At 55.2% G+C, this 12737-nt stretch carries 14 protein-coding genes and 1 riboswitch; of the genes, 3 read left to right on the top strand and 11 right to left on the bottom strand.

Going from position 1 to position 12737, the window contains the following annotated elements; translation table 11 throughout:
• Nucleotides 1–6 precede the first annotated feature (6 nt).
• The 4 genes from ACDI13_RS07525 to ACDI13_RS07510 all read right to left on the bottom strand — a co-directional run bounded on the left by ACDI13_RS07525 (nucleotide 7) and on the right by ACDI13_RS07510 (nucleotide 4130).
• Nucleotides 7–777 carry a hypothetical protein gene (locus ACDI13_RS07525; RefSeq protein WP_316988730.1) on the bottom strand — a complete coding sequence of 257 codons (771 nt, stop codon included), beginning with the start codon at nucleotides 775–777 and terminating at the stop codon, nucleotides 7–9.
• Nucleotides 778–1057: 280 nt separating this feature from the next.
• Nucleotides 1058–2974, bottom strand: coding sequence for a phosphomethylpyrimidine synthase ThiC (gene thiC, locus ACDI13_RS07520; RefSeq protein ID WP_316988729.1), 1917 nt, complete (start codon nucleotides 2972–2974; stop codon nucleotides 1058–1060).
• 55 nt (nucleotides 2975–3029) lie between these two features.
• Nucleotides 3030–3124: riboswitch (TPP riboswitch) on the bottom strand.
• A 40-nt stretch (nucleotides 3125–3164) separates the two neighbouring features.
• Nucleotides 3165–3542 carry a helix-turn-helix transcriptional regulator gene (locus ACDI13_RS07515; protein ID WP_316988728.1) on the bottom strand — a complete coding sequence of 126 codons (378 nt, stop codon included), beginning with the start codon at nucleotides 3540–3542 and terminating at the stop codon, nucleotides 3165–3167.
• 213 nt (nucleotides 3543–3755) lie between these two features.
• Entirely contained in the window at nucleotides 3756–4130 is a 375-nt protein-coding gene (locus ACDI13_RS07510) for a helix-turn-helix transcriptional regulator (protein ID WP_316988727.1), read from the bottom strand.
• Nucleotides 4131–4242: 112 nt separating this feature from the next.
• Here ACDI13_RS07510 and ACDI13_RS07505 point away from each other — a divergent pair, with 112 nt between their 5' ends.
• A complete protein-coding gene (locus ACDI13_RS07505) occupies nucleotides 4243–5019 on the top strand; it encodes a DNA-binding response regulator (RefSeq protein ID WP_316988726.1) in 777 nt (258 codons plus the stop codon).
• 71 nt (nucleotides 5020–5090) lie between these two features.
• Here ACDI13_RS07505 and ACDI13_RS07500 read toward each other — a convergent pair whose 3' ends face one another.
• The 5 genes from ACDI13_RS07500 to rplU all read right to left on the bottom strand — a co-directional run bounded on the left by ACDI13_RS07500 (nucleotide 5091) and on the right by rplU (nucleotide 9763).
• Entirely contained in the window at nucleotides 5091–6344 is a 1254-nt protein-coding gene (locus tag ACDI13_RS07500; protein WP_316988725.1) for a D-amino acid dehydrogenase, read from the bottom strand.
• A gap of 129 nt (nucleotides 6345–6473) precedes the next feature.
• Nucleotides 6474–7631, bottom strand: a complete 1158-nt coding sequence (proB, locus tag ACDI13_RS07495; RefSeq protein WP_316988724.1) for a glutamate 5-kinase — start codon at nucleotides 7629–7631, stop codon at nucleotides 6474–6476.
• A gap of 134 nt (nucleotides 7632–7765) precedes the next feature.
• Nucleotides 7766–8854 carry a GTPase ObgE gene (gene obgE / locus ACDI13_RS07490; RefSeq protein ID WP_316988723.1) on the bottom strand — a complete coding sequence of 363 codons (1089 nt, stop codon included), beginning with the start codon at nucleotides 8852–8854 and terminating at the stop codon, nucleotides 7766–7768.
• 286 nt (nucleotides 8855–9140) lie between these two features.
• The gene (rpmA, locus tag ACDI13_RS07485) at nucleotides 9141–9401 is read right to left on the bottom strand and encodes a 50S ribosomal protein L27 (RefSeq protein ID WP_009460566.1); all 261 of its coding nucleotides are present in this window, start codon (nucleotides 9399–9401) and stop codon (nucleotides 9141–9143) included.
• 50 nt (nucleotides 9402–9451) lie between these two features.
• Nucleotides 9452–9763 carry a 50S ribosomal protein L21 gene (gene rplU / locus ACDI13_RS07480; RefSeq protein WP_003801901.1) on the bottom strand — a complete coding sequence of 104 codons (312 nt, stop codon included), beginning with the start codon at nucleotides 9761–9763 and terminating at the stop codon, nucleotides 9452–9454.
• A 394-nt stretch (nucleotides 9764–10157) separates the two neighbouring features.
• Between rplU and ACDI13_RS07475 the strand changes: the two genes are divergently transcribed.
• Nucleotides 10158–10361, top strand: a complete 204-nt coding sequence (locus tag ACDI13_RS07475; RefSeq protein WP_094197753.1) for a CsbD family protein — start codon at nucleotides 10158–10160, stop codon at nucleotides 10359–10361.
• Between the two features lie 105 nt (nucleotides 10362–10466).
• On the top strand, nucleotides 10467–10628 hold the full coding sequence (locus ACDI13_RS07470; RefSeq protein WP_009460570.1) for a DUF1328 domain-containing protein: 162 nt from the start codon (nucleotides 10467–10469) through the stop codon (nucleotides 10626–10628).
• Nucleotides 10629–10705: 77 nt separating this feature from the next.
• Here ACDI13_RS07470 and argJ read toward each other — a convergent pair whose 3' ends face one another.
• Together argJ and ACDI13_RS07460 are read right to left on the bottom strand one after the other, a co-directional pair.
• Nucleotides 10706–11932: a bifunctional glutamate N-acetyltransferase/amino-acid acetyltransferase ArgJ gene (argJ, locus tag ACDI13_RS07465; protein ID WP_316990537.1), complete on the bottom strand. Its 1227-nt coding sequence runs from the start codon at nucleotides 11930–11932 to the stop codon at nucleotides 10706–10708.
• Between the two features lie 93 nt (nucleotides 11933–12025).
• On the bottom strand, nucleotides 12026–12556 hold the full coding sequence (locus tag ACDI13_RS07460; RefSeq protein ID WP_316990536.1) for a MarR family transcriptional regulator: 531 nt from the start codon (nucleotides 12554–12556) through the stop codon (nucleotides 12026–12028).
• Between the last annotated feature and the right edge of the window lie 181 nt (nucleotides 12557–12737).

Here is a 12737-nt window from a genome sequence, read left to right as displayed (position 1 = left end):
TTGTGCTTAATGAGTGTGTTCGGCCATCATGGCCAACCGTTGTGGCATGGGGATGCGTGTACAGTCCGGGCACTCTCCACCCGTCTGTATGCGGTAGTACTGACAACAGACTTGGCGATTCAGGCCGAGCTGACCATTGGGAAGGAGTAAAGTGCCCGTGATCAGTGGCAGCCCGGCGGCGTTTAACCATTTATCCAGACGAGTTTGGAGTTGATCCTGCCTTAGCGCCACAGCGGATTGAGCCAGTTGATTTTGCATGATCAGGCATTCCACCAACGCATCGGTCGTCAGCTTTTGTGCCAGCTTGATGTGCAGGGAAAAGCTTTGTGTCGCTGCTGTGTACAGCGTACCCATCAGCATTTGTATCTGTTGACCTGCATAGTGAATGAGTTCGTCTTCTGGTCCGGAGAAAACCGGATGATCCTCTAGCGCGCTGCCTTCAATACTTTCTTGCGTGACCCATAGGCCGCTACCTTGTAAACATACTGCTTTACCAAGGCTATGGACGGCCATCACGCTAAACAGGATTGGATTCCAGTTCAGGATGCGCCAAGCCGTTGTAGACCAATAGATTTTGCCTCCCTCAGGATGGGCTTGCGCGAGTTTCTCATGCAATAGGGATAAATAGGCTGGTGCGTGGGCGGCGGTGAACTGAAATAGCTCAGTATTCGGGGGGGGGCGGAAGCGTGCCAATTGAAGTGGACGGCGCGAATGTATGTGGACTTGGTATTCCGGAACCAAGTTCAGGATCTTGCTCAAAAGCAGCTCAAGTTGCATGGGCGGGACAGAACAGGTGGGCATACCGGGGGCCTGGTAAACAGCAAGGTTCATCAAAGAGACGAATTCTTTCAGTATTTGTTTAGTTCTGACATTGCCGGTGGTTTGCCCGGTGTGTTCCTGAGAGCCAGGTGAGCCTTGGCACTGCTCACGAGGCTGCAGAGTATGACAGTGGCTTTAGTCTGGTGCGTATCCAGGAAGGAGGGGGGTGGAGATACGAACAGCAGATCAGAGAAGATCTGCTGTTCGGGTTGAGACGCTGTGCTGGAGAGTAAAAGCGTCAGGCTTGTTGGTACAAGCGGCTGCCCTGCTGAACGAACTGCACAGACATCTCCTTCATCCCCTGATCCACAGCGGACTGCTCATCCAGACCGTTAGCCTTGGCATAGTCTCGTACATCCTGCGAGATCTTCATGCTGCAGAACTTGGGCCCACACATGGAGCAGAAGTGCGCCACTTTCATCGAGTCTTTAGGCAAGGTCTCGTCGTGGAATTCACGTGCGGTGTCCGGGTCCAGCCCCAGATTGAACTGATCATCCCAACGGAATTCAAAGCGCGCCTTGGACAAGGCATTGTCCCGGAATGCCGCCGAAGGATGCCCCTTGGCCAAGTCCGCGGCATGTGCTGCGATCTTGTACGTGATGATGCCGTCCTTCACATCCTTCTTGTTGGGCAAGCCCAGATGCTCCTTGGGCGTCACATAGCACAGCATCGCCGTGCCTTGCCAGGCGATCATCGCCGCACCCAAACCGGAAGTGATGTGGTCGTAACCCGGTGCAATGTCGGTTGCCAAAGGCCCCAAAGTATAGAAGGGGGCCTCATGACAGTGCTCCAGCTGCAACTGCATGTTCTCGGGAATCAGATGCAAAGGCACATGACCTGGGCCTTCAATCATGACCTGAACATCGTGCTTCCACGCGACCTGAGTCAACTCGCCCAAGGTACGCAGTTCCGCGAATTGCGCCTGATCATTGGCGTCATAGCCCGACCCGGGACGCAAGCCATCACCCAGCGAGAAAGCCACGTCGTACTGCTTCATGATCTCGCAGATGTCCTCGAAGTGCTCGTACAGGAAGCTTTCGCGGTGATGCGCCAGACACCACTTCGCCATGATGGAACCGCCACGCGAAACAATGCCTGTCATGCGGCTGGCTGTCATGGGGATAAAGGGCAAACGCACACCGGCGTGAATGGTGAAATAGTCCACGCCTTGCTCGGCCTGCTCAATCAAGGTGTCGCGGAAAATATCCCAGGTCAGATTCTCGGCAATGCCGCCGACCTTTTCCAGGGCCTGGTAAATAGGTACGGTGCCAACCGGAACAGGCGAGTTGCGAATAATCCATTCGCGCGTTTCATGGATATTCTTGCCCGTGGACAAATCCATGATGGTGTCTGCACCCCAGCGAATCGCCCAGGTCATTTTTTCGACTTCTTCGCCAATGGTGGAGCCCAGGGCCGAGTTACCAATATTGGCGTTGATCTTCACCAGGAAGTTGCGGCCAATAATCATGGGCTCGGTTTCCGGGTGGTTGATATTGGCGGGCAAAATGGCGCGGCCACGCGCAATCTCATCACGAACAAACTCGGGCGTGACCGTGGTGGGCAAGCTGGCACCGAAACCCTGACCAGGATGTACCTTGGTCAGGCGACGAGCCATCTCTTCACCTTGCGGGCCGCTGGCACGCAAACTTTCAATATATTGCTCGCGTCGCAGATTTTCCCGAATCGCCACAAACTCCATTTCGGGCGTGATGATGCCGCGCCGTGCGTAATGCATTTGCGTGACATTGGCGCCCGAAGTGCTGCGTCGGGGCTGACGCTTCAGTTCAAAGCGCAAGGTGTCCAGCTCCGGATCGGCCTGGCGGGCCTGACCGTACTGGCTATTGAGTCCTGCCATCAACTCGGTGTCATTGCGCTCGCTAATCCAGGCTTGACGCAGTGCAGGAAGCCCTTTGCGAATATCGATCTGCACCGAGGGGTCCGTGTAAGGACCGCTGGTGTCATAAACGCTTAAGGGAGGGTTTGGCTCGGCGCCAAAGTGGCTGGGGGTATCAGCCAGGGAAATTTCCCGAAAAGGCACACGCAGATCTGGCCGTGAGCCGGTTTGATAAGTCTTTCGGGAGTTGGGTAAGGGCTGGATCGCGGCCGGGTCTACACTGGCCGCTGTGGCTGTAAAAGAAGGATTTTTGCTTGTCATTGCAGCTCCAAAGAAATGGTGGAGCCGATATAGGAAGAAGTGCCGTGCAGGCATTGCACCTGTGGCACACGCTCCCAGCATCGGCATTATCCGTACTGGTACGAGGGTTTATCTCAACCCGCCCAATGGCGAGTACCCCTGCGTGCCGACAAGTATAGGTACTTTGGAACGGCTTGTGGGCGTATAAGGCTTATTTTCTTTTCATGCCGTTGAGCAGATGACGGATGGTCTGATCCAGATGGTCACGCTCTTTGGGTGGTAAAGCCACAATTTCGTCAACGGAAAAGCGGTTGAAAGGCCAGGTCACAATCGGCGGGCCTTCGCCAGAGTCTTGTAAGGTGGTCGCATGGGCTGTGCTTAGCTCCATATGGCCCACCCCGTTCTTGAGCCATTGGGCGCTGATATTCAGGGCTTTGGCCAGATCCAGAATCTCGCGTGCGTCACGCCGCGTGCCGCTCTCGTAATTGGAGATGGCGCTTTGGCTAAGGTTACACAGGCGGGCCAGCTCGGCTTGGGAAAAGCCGCGTTGCTGGCGGGCGTGGCGAAGGCGATCAGAGAAGTGTTTCACACTACAGATTGTTCATGGAACGCTCTGCACGATGGTTTTCAAGAAAAACCCCGTATGTGATAAAACTGTCCGACTGAATCTGTGTCGCCAATGAAAGAGTGCGTTAGGATAGGTGTGGCCGCAGCCTGGTGTTGGGCGGTGTGTTGCCAGTACTTGGCAAAGCGGTGCGAAGCTAGGTGGCAGCGGCTAGATGGGGGCAGAAAATAGCAGCATCTAGCGTTTTTTCATGCCATCTAGCAAATGGCGCAGTGTGCGATCAAGCAATTCACGTTCGCTATCTGCCAAAGCAACTACCTCATCGACGGAGAACAGACGGAAAGGCCAGGAGACAATCGGAGGGCCGTCCTGGGGTTCGGCCAAGGTATAGCCGTCATCGCTGAACTCCATCTTGCCGACACCTTTGTGCAGCCATACTGCGCTGACATTCAAGGCTCTGGACAACTCCAGTATTTCACGAGGGCCCCGACGAGTACCGTTTTCGTAGTTGGAGATGGCGCTCTGAGTCAATCCGCATAGACGTGCCAAATCCGCCTGAGAAAGACCGCGGTATTGACGTGCATGGCGAAGGCGTTCGGAGAAATGTTTCACACAACAGATTGTTGATGCAAAGCCAAACACGATGGTTTTAATAAAAAATCACAGTCGTGATTTATACTGTCCGACATAGTCATCAGATGTCATTATAGTTAAGGTTTCAACTATGTCGGTTGCAAATGAAATTGCTGGCGGTCCTGTTGTGCTCTACCTGGCCACGGCTATCCCTGATCGAAATTTACTAGAACAAAGAATTCAGGCACTGGCTGAACGTGGTTATCGTCTTATTTTTTGCCCGGATGTCGCGGCTTTATTGCAGTTGGCCCAAACGCGCGGGCGCCATGTCGGTTCTGTATGTATTGCCTGGCTGGGGGGGACTTTGGCAGAGATTTGCTCTGCAGCCGTGCGTTTACGGATGCTGTGTCCGCAAATCGGGATCTTGATGCAGTCCGACGCCACGGACTCGGCCATGCTGCAAGCCTTGCATAGCGGCGGCGATCAGTTTTGTCCGAAGGAGGCGTCTTTGGAGTTGCTGGCGGCCAGTTTGCATAGCCTGCAACGACGTTTGATGCAGATGCCCATCATCCCTGAACCCTCCTTGATTCAGGAGTGGGTGTTGGATCAGGAAGGCTGGATTTTGGTATCTCCGCTTGGCATGTCATTTACTCTGACCAGCACTGAACGCGCCTTTATGGTCCGCTTGCTGCGAGAAGAGGATCGCCGGGCCAGCCATTACGAGTTGATGCAGGCTGTCGCCAGTAAAACGGATGTCATCAGCAATCCGCCCGGCGCTTCGCATATCAATCGTCTGGGTGTGCTGGTCAGTCGTATGCGGCGTAAATTCAGTCAGGGGGGAACGTCGTTGCCTATACGCTCTATTCATAACTGGGGCTATATGTTTGCGGCCAATTGCCAGTTGCTGGTCGAGCCAGTGCGCCATTAGGGCAGGGGAGTTGAAAAAGGCTTTGCCGGTTAAACCTGACAAAGCCTTTGTTTACCTTGTAGAGCAGGGGCTTAGTAGTAACGCTGCACCGACAAATCGTCAGCACGGATGGCCGGCTCTTTGTTACTGATCAGGTCAGCCAGCAATTGCGCGCTGCCGGTCGCCAAGGTCCATCCCAACGTGCCGTGGCCTGTATTCAAGAACAGGTTGGAGTAACGGCTGCGGCCCACAATCGGGGTGCTGTCCGGCGTCTTGGGACGCAGGCCGGTCCAGAAATGCAGGTCTGCATCGCTTTGGTAGCTGCCGGGGAACAGGTCGTTCAAGACCATCAGCAAGGTTTGTTCACGGCGGGGGTTCAGGCGCTTGTTAAAGCCGACTACCTCGGCCATGCCGCCCACACGAATGCGATTGTCAAAACGGGTCAGGGCGATCTTGTAGCTTTCATCCAGCAGGGTGGATTGGGGCGCACGGGAGGCGTCCGCAATCGTGGCGGTAATGGAATAGCCCTTCAACGGGTAGACCGGAATGGCTTGCAGGTCTTTCATTAGACCTGTAGACCAGGAGCCCAAGGCCACCACGTAGGCATCGGCAGTCAGCAAGCCGTCGGAGCTTTGCACGCCGCTGATTTCTGTGCCATTGCTGTGAATGCGCTGAATGTTCTGGTTCCAGCGGAATTCCACGCCTTCCTGTTCAGCCAGTTCGCTAAGGCGGCGGGTGAACATCTGGCAGTCGCCGGTTTCGTCCTCAGGGAAGCGCAGGCCTCCGCTTAGTTTGTGTTCTACATGGCGCAGAGCCGGCTCAATCGTGTGCAGCTCAGACGCGGACAGCAGTTCGTAAGGTACTCCGGCTTCTTTCAGGACCTCGATATCGGCAGCAATACCGTCCAGTTGTTTTTGCGTACGGAAGAGCTGCAAGGTGCCTTGGGCGCGGTGCTCGAACTGAATATCGGTCTGTGCACGCAGCTCGGCCATGCAATGACGACTGTATTCTGCCAGACGCACCATGCGTTCTTTATTGATGGCGTAGCGATCTGCCGTGCAGTTGCGCCACATGGCCAGCAGCCACTTGATTTGTGTCAGCGTACCATCCGGGCGAATTGTCAGGGCAGGGTGTTCGTCGAACATCCACTTGATGGCTTTGCGCGGGATACCCGGCGCAGCCCAGGGGCAAGCATAGCCAAAGGAGAGCTGACCAGCATTGGCAAAACTGGTTTCCAGAGCAGGGCCAGCCATGCGGTCGATGACCGTTACGCTGTGTCCTTGGCGGGCAAGATAATAAGCACTGGTTACGCCTTCTACGCCAGCACCTAGTACGAGGATTTTCATACGGTTCCTTGGGCGCATCGCCCGAAAGGGAAAGTGTTGTGATCAGGCGCGGAAAGTCCGCACGCATTGTCGCAACTCGATACGTTTTATCCGTCTATTTCAACAGGCGGGCCGGGCAGGGGTCAAGGCTTAGTCCTGATCCGGTCCACTGCGAGGGAACACCATATTGTTGCGGTGGATTAGCTCTGTATCGTGTTCACTACCCAGCAATTCATTGATCAAGTGGCTGGGTTGGCCCATGATGCGACGCGTGTCGTCCGAGGAGTAGTTGATCAGACCACGGGCGTATTCCACGCCGTGCTTGTCCACGCAGGCCACCACATCGCCCCGGTCGAATTCGCCCTCGACATGGGTGACCCCTACGGGCAGCAGGCTTTTGTGGCCGTCTACCAACGCACGTACGGCACCTTCGTCCAGCGACACGCGACCACGCACACGCAGTTGGTCGACCAGCCAGCGTTGACGGGCTGAACGTACAGGCAGGGTGGCGCGCAGTTCTGTGCCGATGCGTTCGCCTTGCGACAGGCGCGACAGAACTTGCTGTTCACGGCCCGACGCAATAATGGTGTGGCCACCGCTTTGAGCGGCGCGTTTGGCCGCCAGAATCTTGGTAATCATGCCGCCGGTGCCGATATTGCTGCCCGAACCGCCAGCCATGGCTTCCAGTGTTGGGTCCCCTGCTTGCCCCAGCGAGATGAATTGCGCATCAGGATTGCTGCGTGGGTCGGCACTGTACAAGCCAGCTTGATCGGTCAGAATGATCAGGGTTTCGGCTTCGATCAGATTCGTGACCAGTGCGCCCAGCGTGTCGTTGTCGCCCACGCGGATTTCATCTGTGACCACCGTGTCATTCTCGTTCACGATGGGCACCACCCCCAGGTCCAGCAAGGTGTTGATGGTGCTACGTGCGTTCAGATAGCGATGGCGGTCAGCCAAATCCTCATGGGTCAGCAGGATCTGGGCGGTGCGCACGCCGTGGCGGGCAAAAGCCACTTCATAGGCTTGAACCAAACCCATCTGGCCGACGGCCGCTGCTGCTTGCAACTCATTCATGGCCTTCGGTCGGCGCGGCCAGCCCAGGCGGGCCATGCCTTCGGCAATGGCACCGCTGGAAACCAGCACCAATTGCTTGCCTTGGGCATGCAGTTGAGCAATCTGGGTAGCCCATTGCTCCACGGCATCCAGGTCAATCCCCTTGCCCTCGTTGGTGACCAGGGACGAACCTACTTTAATAACCAATCGGCGCGATTGTGCAACGGCCGATTCAGAATGAGAAGAGTGCTGCATGACGAGTTCAGAAATCCATCGCTTGGCGTGTAAATAGAGAAAATGCCAGGAGTAGGGCGGCTGGCTTAACCGCGTCTTCCGGGCATTTTTGGAGTCAGTCCTGGAATCTAAACCCTGGACTTGTGTGGCAACGATCAGTCTGGGGCAAACCTCTCGTCGTAAATATGGGTGCCGTCAGCAATATCTTGCTCGATATGCTCTTTGCGGCTTTCTTCATCCAGCCAGGATTGAAGCTGATAGACCAGATCCTGTGTTCCCACACCGGTCAGGGCGGAGATGCCAAAGACTGGGCCTTCCCAGTTCAGCTCCTTGAGCAGGCGGGCTTTCAGGTCTTCCGGGTCCGAGACCATGTCCAGTTTGTTGAGAACCAGCCAGCGAGGCTTGGCGTACAGCTCTTCGCTGTACAGACGCAGTTCTTCAACAATGGCACGGGCTTCTGCAGCCACTTTGGCCACGATATCCTCGTCCGGATCCAGGCTGGATACATCCAGCAGATGCAGCAAGATACGGGTGCGAGTCAAGTGGCGCAGGAACAAGTGGCCCAGGCCAGCCCCTTCAGAGGCGCCTTCGATCAGGCCAGGAATATCGGCAACCACAAAGCTGTGTGCTTCGGATGAACGCACCACGCCCAGGTTAGGGTGCAAGGTGGTGAAGGGATAGTCCGCAATGCGAGGCTTGGCGTTGGAAATACGGGTGATCAAGGTGGATTTGCCCGCATTGGGCATACCCAGCAGACCGACATCAGCCAGCACTTTCAGTTCCAGGCGCAGCTTGCGATGCTCGCCTTCCTTGCCGTAGGTAAATTGACGCGGGGCACGGTTCACACTGGACTTGAAGTGCAGGTTACCCAAACCACCGGCGCCGCCTTGGGCCAGGGTGATTTTCTCGCCATGACGCTTCATATCAAACAACTGCTCGCCGGTTTCTGCGTCAAAAATCATGGTGCCTACGGGCACACGCAGGGTGATGTCCTCACCACCGGCGCCGTACTGGTCCGAGCCACGGCCATTCTCGCCGTTGCGAGCGCGGTGCAGGCGGGCGTAGCGGTAGTCGATCAAGGTGTTGACGTTACGGTCGGCCTGGGCATAAATGCTGCCACCGCGTCCACCGTCGCCGCCATTGGGGCCACCTTTTTCAATAAATTTTTCTCGGCGGAAACTGGCAGCGCCGTTTCCACCTTTGCCTGCGACCACTTCAATGGTCGCTTCGTCTACGAATTTCATGGTGATGAGTGCTGTATAGGTCCAGGGGCCGCAGAACTGTATGGGCTGCTGGTCTGGGAGCAGACCATTTTAAACAAAAACCCCAATTGCTTAGTGTATAGGAGATTGGCTTATCTGCCGGTATGTGCCGTGATAGTGGCCGATTTTTAGTCTCTTGCTGTGGCCGTAGGGAGACTGGCTAAGCCGGGTGGGCGGGTTTGGGCGATGGCGCGTTGGCCATGCATAAAAAAAGCCCTGCCTAGGGCGGCAGGGCTTTTTCGCAGCGAGTACGCTTTGATCGGGTGGCTTATTCGCCAGCAACGACCGAAACGGTACGCTTGTTCAGAGCACCCGTGATGGAAAATTTGACTTTGCCATCGACCAGGGAGAACAGGGTGTGGTCTTTACCAATGCCCACGTTCACGCCGGGGTGAAACTGAGTGCCACGCTGACGAACAATGATGCCGCCAGCCGAAATTACCTGACCGCCGTAGACTTTAACGCCCAGACGTTTGGCCTGTGAGTCACGGCCGTTCCGCGTAGAGCCGCCGCCTTTCTTCTGTGCCATTTCTTTAGCTCCTAGATGAAGAAAATACCAAATTCGCTTTTAGCAACAACTTAGGCGTTGATCGCTTCGATGCGGATTTCAGTGTAGTTTTGACGATGGCCTTGCGTTTTGCGGTAGTGCTTGCGACGGCGCATTTTGAAAATCTTGATTTTGTCGTGACGGCCTTGCGCAAGAACAGTAGCCTTGACCACAGCACCAGCAACGAAAGGAGCACCGATTTGCAGTGCTTCACCTTCGCCGACGGACAGAACCTGGTCAAGCGAAATTTCTTGCCCAATGTCTGCCGGTATCTGTTCTATTTTGAGTTTTTGGCCAGCAGTAATGCGATATTGCTTACCGCCGGTTTTTATAACCGCGTACATAGGGAATCCCTTAAAGAGTCAAACAGGCATCGCGTAAAAGGCCAATAACAGCCCGCTGTAATGCCATCTAACATAAAAAAATCTTGACACGCAAAATGCCAAGCAAAAAATAATAGGGCAAAAAGGCTTTGCTGTCAATGGCTTGGGGCTTCTCCTGTCTGTATTTTGCATCCAATCCTTTCCTCTGCCAGAGCAAGGTCAGGGGAACAGGGCTATCGCAGAGCTCGAAGTGGCGGGCAGAGGGCCAGGATTCACTCAAAATGGCGCCTGGCTCCAAACTATTACACTTTTCCTCAATCTGTGGCCTTTGAAAGCGCGTGTATCCGTTACGGTAGAGGCGTTGCGTTCACAGAGCGTAAGTCATTTATTTTTCGAACCTGATTAGGGGAAACGTATGAATAAGGACACGATCGAAGGCAAATGGAAACAACTGGCAGGCAAGGCACGCAGTGTCTGGGGCGAGATCACCGATGATGATTGGGCCAAGATCAAGGGCGATGCCACTCAACTGGCTGGTTTGGTGCAAGAACGCTATGGCCGTACCCGCGAAGAGGCAGAGCGCGAAGTAAAAGATTTCTACGACAAGTACGACCGTTAGTGAAGCGGGGCTCGTTTTGGTCTGATGCTTATTTTATGAGCCGTAAAAAAACGGCCCACCAGACAAAGCCTTGATTCTGTACATACTGATGATGAGGAGAATCGTATGCTTTACTACGCTGTCATCTTTTTTATTGTTGCTATTGTGGCCGCTGTGTTGGGCTTTGGTGGTATTGCCGCCGGTGCTGCGTCCATCGCCAAAATTCTATTTGTTGTGTTCTTGATTCTTGCGGTGCTCTCGCTGGTCAAGGGCATGGGCAAGAAATAGAACAGGCCCGCACAAGAGGCGGGCCTGTCTTAGCCATAAAGCCGTCTCCACCCATTGAGTGGAGGCGGCTTTTTATATCAGGAGCGGTAGTCGGCGTTGATGGTGACGTACTCGTGCGAGAAGTCGCAGGTGTAGACCGTTTCGCTGTGCTGACCACGGCCCAGAGAGACACGGACCAGAATTTCGGCTTCTTGCATGACACGCTGGCCGTCCTCTTCCTGGTAGTCGGGGTTACGGCCGCCGTTTACGGCGACCAAAACATCGCCTAGCCACAGGCGCAGCTTGTTGACGTCCAGATCGCTAATGCCGGCGTAACCAATGGCGCACAGAATACGGCCCAGGTTCGGGTCGGAGGCAAAGAAAGCGGTCTTGACCAAAGGCGAATGGGCGATGGCGTAAGCCACTTTCAGGGCTTCTTCGCTGGAACCGGCGTCATCAACCTGGATGGTCATGAACTTGGTGGCGCCTTCGGCGTCACGCACGATTTTCTGGGCCAGTTCGCGCGAGGCATCCACCAGAGCGTCGAGCAAGGCGTTGTAGTTCGGGTCTGCGATGGACTCTACCGTGACACCGCTCTGGCCAGTTGCCATGATGATGAAGGAGTCATTGGTGGAGGTGTCGCCATCAACCGTAATGCGGTTGAAAGAGCGGTCCGCCGCCAGACGGCACATATCGCGCAGCAGTTCGGGAGCAATACCGGCGTCCGTAGCCAGGTAACCCAGCATGGTGGCCATATTGGGGCGAATCATGCCCGCGCCTTTGCTGATGCCGGTCAAGGTAACGGTTTTACCCGACAGCTGGATTTGACGGGACACGATTTTGGGCTGCGTGTCGGTGGTCATGATGCTGTGAGCAGCATTGAACCAGTTGTTGTCGGCCAGATCGTTCACCGCCGCAGGCAGAGCGCCCAGCAGGCGATCCATGGGCAGCGGTTCCAGAATCACGCCGGTGGAAAAGGGTAGTACTTGCTGGGGCAGGATGTTCAGCAGGCGTGCTGTTTCCGTGCAGGTTTGCTGTGCTTTTTCCAGGCCTGCCTGACCTGTGCCCGCGTTTGCATTGCCGGTATTGATGACCAGAGCGCGGATACCATCATGAGTAGCCAGGTGCGCTTCGCACACTTGTACTGGAGCAGCACGGAAACGGTTGGTGGTGAACACACCGGCCACGCTGGTGCCGGGGGCCAATTCAAACACGGTCAGGTCGCGTCGGTTGGCCTTGCGAATACCGGCTTCGGCAATACCGATTTTGACACCGGCAACGGGGTGAATATCAGATTCAGAGGGGATGAACAGATTGACGGCCATGACGCGATCCGAAAAACAATGTTAAAGGCGGCTCAAAGCAGTAATGATACTTGCTTTGAGCCGCCTGGGCATATCTTTGGTCGCGCGATGATGTTAGCTTTCGCGAGCAGCCATGGCGACGTTGTTGCGAGTGATCAGCTTGAGTTCGCCCAGAGCTTCAAACAGGTTGACGCGTGCTTTTTCCGATAGGTTGGCAAACATCTCTTGCAGCCACTGCTCGTGGGAGGCAGCCATTTTCTTGAATTGGCGCTTGCCTTTGGGAGTCAGGCGGATCAGGGAACTGCGACGGTCGGTGAGTACCTTGATACGTTCGACCAAACCCTCTTTTTCCAACTGATCGGTGATGCCCGTGATATTGCCGTTGGTGACCATCAGGTGGCGGGACAGCTCGCTCATTTTCATGCCGGCGGGCTGGCGCTGCAATTGGGCCATCAGATCAAAGCGGGGCAGGGTGGTGGTGTGTTCAGTACGCAGACGGCTGCGAATTTCGCTCTCAACCAAATTGGTGCAGGCCATCAAGCGCAGCCACAGACGTGTGTCGAAGTGGTCGTCGCTATGGGCACGGCTTTCCAGGTCGGGAGCGGCATCGGCGACGGCGGAAGCGGGGATATCGTTCATGATCATAGATAGCTTGCCTTAATGGTGCATGTCCAAAATATTTAGCTTTGAAGGACGCAGACCGCAGCCATGAGCAAGCTGGGTTAGCTTGGAAGGTATCTTAGGGGCTGGTTTGAAGTTTGACATTGCGACAGATCAAAGTAAATTCGTTTTTAAGCTTAAATTAATCAACTTGCTAGAAAGCACT

Source organism: Alcaligenes faecalis (assembly GCF_041521385.1).
Lineage (GTDB): Bacteria > Pseudomonadota > Gammaproteobacteria > Burkholderiales > Burkholderiaceae_B > Alcaligenes > Alcaligenes faecalis_E.
The sequence above is the reverse complement of the archived record's forward strand: the minus strand, read 5'-3'. Positions and strand labels throughout refer to the sequence as shown.

What these genes read in the sequence shown, in the direction of transcription:
- ACDI13_RS07505 (WP_316988726.1), top strand. Translation starts at nt 4,243, where the DNA reads ATGTCGGTTGCAAATGAAATTGCTGGCGGTCCTGTTGTGCTCTACCTG.
- ACDI13_RS07460 (WP_316990536.1), bottom strand. Translation starts at nt 12,556, where the DNA reads ATGATCATGAACGATATCCCCGCTTCCGCCGTCGCCGATGCCGCTCCC.
- rpmA (WP_009460566.1), bottom strand. Translation starts at nt 9,401, where the DNA reads ATGGCACAGAAGAAAGGCGGCGGCTCTACGCGGAACGGCCGTGACTCA.
- thiC (WP_316988729.1), bottom strand. Translation starts at nt 2,974, where the DNA reads ATGACAAGCAAAAATCCTTCTTTTACAGCCACAGCGGCCAGTGTAGAC.
- ACDI13_RS07500 (WP_316988725.1), bottom strand. Translation starts at nt 6,344, where the DNA reads ATGAAAATCCTCGTACTAGGTGCTGGCGTAGAAGGCGTAACCAGTGCT.
- ACDI13_RS07475 (WP_094197753.1), top strand. Translation starts at nt 10,158, where the DNA reads ATGAATAAGGACACGATCGAAGGCAAATGGAAACAACTGGCAGGCAAG.
- rplU (WP_003801901.1), bottom strand. Translation starts at nt 9,763, where the DNA reads ATGTACGCGGTTATAAAAACCGGCGGTAAGCAATATCGCATTACTGCT.
- ACDI13_RS07470 (WP_009460570.1), top strand. Translation starts at nt 10,467, where the DNA reads ATGCTTTACTACGCTGTCATCTTTTTTATTGTTGCTATTGTGGCCGCT.
- proB (WP_316988724.1), bottom strand. Translation starts at nt 7,631, where the DNA reads ATGCAGCACTCTTCTCATTCTGAATCGGCCGTTGCACAATCGCGCCGA.
- ACDI13_RS07525 (WP_316988730.1), bottom strand. Translation starts at nt 777, where the DNA reads ATGCAACTTGAGCTGCTTTTGAGCAAGATCCTGAACTTGGTTCCGGAA.
- argJ (WP_316990537.1), bottom strand. Translation starts at nt 11,932, where the DNA reads ATGGCCGTCAATCTGTTCATCCCCTCTGAATCTGATATTCACCCCGTT.
- obgE (WP_316988723.1), bottom strand. Translation starts at nt 8,854, where the DNA reads ATGAAATTCGTAGACGAAGCGACCATTGAAGTGGTCGCAGGCAAAGGT.